Source organism: Mesorhizobium sp. M1004 (assembly GCF_040318795.1).
In the GTDB taxonomy this organism is placed as follows: Bacteria; Pseudomonadota; Alphaproteobacteria; order Rhizobiales; family Rhizobiaceae; genus Mesorhizobium.
The window spans coordinates 1-3,185 of record NZ_JAMYNB010000039.1; the positions used below are offsets into that span (position 1 = coordinate 1).

Below are 3,185 nucleotides of genomic sequence, written 5' to 3' on the forward strand. Positions count from 1 at the left end.
TGACACTCCTTGCCAACACTCTCTCGCAAGGGCCGATAAGCGATACCGTTGCCCACAACATGGCACGCAATGGTCTGCTGCAAGCAGCGCGTTGCAATGCCGAGGTCGTGCAAGCTCTCGGTCTTGGAAAGCGGATCGCTGCCCGATGGCAAAAGGCCAATGCCAAGTTTCTGGCCGCCAACCGGAAAGCTGGGGACGTGGCAGGTGGGCTGGGTGCCATTTCAAAGTCGCTGCGCGTGCTGCTGCAATCGGCCATTCTTGCCGTCGGTGCGTACCTTGTCGTCAGGGAAGAGGCTACGGCCGGGGTCATGATTGCCAGTTCGATCATGATGGGGCGTGCGCTGGCTCCGGTCGACCTCGCCATTTCAAGCTGGAAACCCTTCCTCATGGCGCGCCAGGGTTGGGCGCGGCTGGAGGACCTCTTGGAAAAGGTTCCTGAAACCGCTCCTGTTATGCTAATGCCTGCACCTGAACGCGAACTGCGCCTCGAAAGCGTGACAATCGTTCCGCCCGGCGAAAGCAAGCCGACCGTGACCGGCCTTGCGTTTGCCATTCAGGCGGGAAGCGCACTCGGGGTCATCGGCCCGTCGGGCTCGGGCAAGTCGACACTCTCGCGCGCCATCGTCGGCGCATGGACGCCGGTCGCCGGGAAGGTTCGCATCGACAGCGCAAGCCTCGATCAATGGGACCGGGAAGCACTAGGCCGTCACATCGGCTATCTGCCACAAGGTGTTGAATTGTTCGATGGCACCATTGCCGAAAACATCGCTCGTTTTGAAGATGATCCTGACCCTGAGGCTATTGTCGCCGCGGCGAAAGCAGCGGGCACGCACGAACTGATCCTCCGATTTGAGCACGGATACGAAACTCCGATTGGTGAGGCCGGATCGGCACTTTCCGCCGGGCAGCGTCAGCTTATCGGTCTTGCCCGGGCCCTTTATCGAGACCCTTTCCTTGTCGTGCTGGATGAACCCAATGCCCATCTCGACGCGGAAGGCGAAGCTGCAGTCGTTAATGCGATCGCCTCCGTGCGCGAGCGCAAGGGCATTGCGGTTGTCGTCGCCCATCGGCCGAGCGCCATCCGCGCCGTCGATTTGGTGTTGGTGATGGAAGGTGGACGGCAGCGATCATTCGGTGCGCGTTCCAAAGTCCTGAAGGCCATCGAGTCTACACAGGATCACGTGGCAGAGCGCGCTGACATGGAGGATCCCGGTGTCCGGCATTCATCAGAACAATGACGTTTCGAGTCCATTCGCCGGCACCTGGTGGCGGGCCTTCTGGCGAGCGTGATCTTTGTGGGAGGAGCCGGAGCCTGGGCGACCTTCACGAATCTCTCCGGTGCGGTTGTAGCGTCCGGACACTTTGTCGTCGTTTCCTAGTGAGAAGATACAGCACCCGACTGGCGGGGTGGTCGGAGAAATCCTGGTGAACCCGGCATTTCGTACTACCTGGTGCGCCTGTCGGTTCCGATCTCGGCTCGCGCGAACGCGCTCCCTAACGTTCCATTGCTCGCAATGGGCAGTGCCGGCGCGACTCGGCAACACAGCCCCATGCCCGTTCTTCCGAGGGCGGCCCAACCAGGACGACCGGTTGCCAAGTTTTCCTGGACCGTTCTTTGAGTGTGAATATTCGGGCCGATTGCCTGGGGCGTGTCCCCGCCGCCTGCGAGCCCGCAACTGCTCAGCAGAAGGGCGAAGTGAACGAGAATGCATCCATTTCGTAAATGTATGCCTATCCAAGCAATCGATTTCTCCAATTGTCCGATGACGAATATGAACGACTCAGGCAGGGGCATCATTAGGAGTATTTTCAATGGCAAAGATTATCGAAGGTGGCCCGGGTTCCGAAACACTCCTCGGCACCGAGGGTGTTGACTGGATCGAGGGTTACCAGGGCGGTGACTGGCTTGACGGTCGTGGCGGCAACGACGAGATCTCGGGTGGCGCGGGCAGTGACCGAGCCATCGGCGGCGAGGGTAACGACCGCATCTTCGGCGGAGATGGCTGGGACGATCTCTCCGGCGACAACGGCCGCTTCAACGCGCGCGTCTCCGGTGAGGACAATGACAGGCTCAGCGGCGGACCCGGCCAGGATGTCCTCTACGTGGGTGACGGCCAGGACACGTTGACCGGGGGCAGCGACAGTGACACGTTCGTGTTCCAGTTCCACAATCCGGTGCCTGGGGTTGTCGGGTCGACGTCGGACATTACCACTATCACCGATTTCAACCCGGCGGAGGACAAGTTCGCCTTCGATGCGGTAGGCCTCTACAACGACGGTTTTGGCGCGAACTTCGTCAACAACGCCAGCATACAGTCCGGCTACCCGGTGAGCAGCTTCTACAGCGGTGCGGCGTCGGGTGCGAACGGCGAACACGTCGTGGTGATCACTGGTGAATCTTTCAACTCTGCTAATGAGGCGGCGAGTGCGATCTCCGGCGAGCACGCCGGCGACATCATTGTCTACCAAAGCAGCTACACTGACAGAGTTGCAACTCTGGCCTATGTCACCGCCGACGGCAGCGCGCACGAGTTCGCCCACCTGGGCGGTGTAGTCACCGTGGCCGACCTAGGCCTGACCGCGTCGGACTTCACCTTCGTTTGATCCAGAAAACCCATGCGGAACCGCGCCCGCCCCGCCCCCCCGGGCGGGCGCTTTCCCGTCCGTTTCCGCTACTTGCCATGGGCCGGGGCGCCTGGGAGCAGTCAGCGTGTACAGTGACGAAGCCCTGCGCGTCGCGCTGGTCGTGGACCGAAATCTCCTGAAGGTGTGGAGGCGGAAGCCTGTTCGGGCCCTTGCGGCCGACCAGGATGAATCCCTTCCAAACCTTCAGCCGGACGGTGTTGTTGACCCGCTCCATCAAATGCCGGGACCAAACATATTCGGCGGGAGCACTGATCCTGAACCAGCGAGCGGATGCAGTCGGTTGCCGATCGGGGAGCAATATAGGGAGCTGGGTCGCCAGCTGCGGAGACTTACGTGACAACCATTCCTTAAAGGATCAGCTTTGAGACCCTTCCCTCTGACTTCCGCGATTTGGGGCATTGTGTTGATCAGCGGCGTGGTCAACGTGTTTGCGCTGATCTCGCCGCTGTTCATGCTTCAGGTCTATGACCGCGTTCTGGCAAGTGGCAGCGTATCCACGCTGGTGGGGCTCGTCGTGCTCGCTGCGGGGCTTTATGCGT

General features: G+C 60.9%; 2 protein-coding genes and 2 pseudogenes. All 4 read left to right on the top strand.

The annotated features are described in order from the left end of the window. Positions 1–1,238 (top strand): type I secretion system permease/ATPase (locus NKH54_RS32395; RefSeq protein WP_352539216.1); only part of this gene is annotated, 1,238 nt, incomplete at its 5' end. Then, positions 1,213–1,443, top strand: a pseudogene (locus tag NKH54_RS32400) (HlyD family type I secretion periplasmic adaptor subunit); the annotation flags it as partial. The gene NKH54_RS32395 and the pseudogene NKH54_RS32400, both read left to right, overlap by 26 nt. Before the next feature lie 369 nt (positions 1,444–1,812). Then, on the top strand, positions 1,813–2,604 hold the full coding sequence (locus NKH54_RS32405) for a calcium-binding protein (RefSeq protein WP_023673926.1): 792 nt from the start codon (positions 1,813–1,815) through the stop codon (positions 2,602–2,604). A 403-nt stretch (positions 2,605–3,007) separates the two neighbouring features. Further along, a pseudogene (locus tag NKH54_RS32410) lies at positions 3,008–3,185 on the top strand (type I secretion system permease/ATPase); the annotation flags it as partial.

What these genes read in the sequence shown, in the direction of transcription:
- NKH54_RS32405 (WP_023673926.1), top strand. Translation starts at nt 1,813, where the DNA reads ATGGCAAAGATTATCGAAGGTGGCCCGGGTTCCGAAACACTCCTCGGC.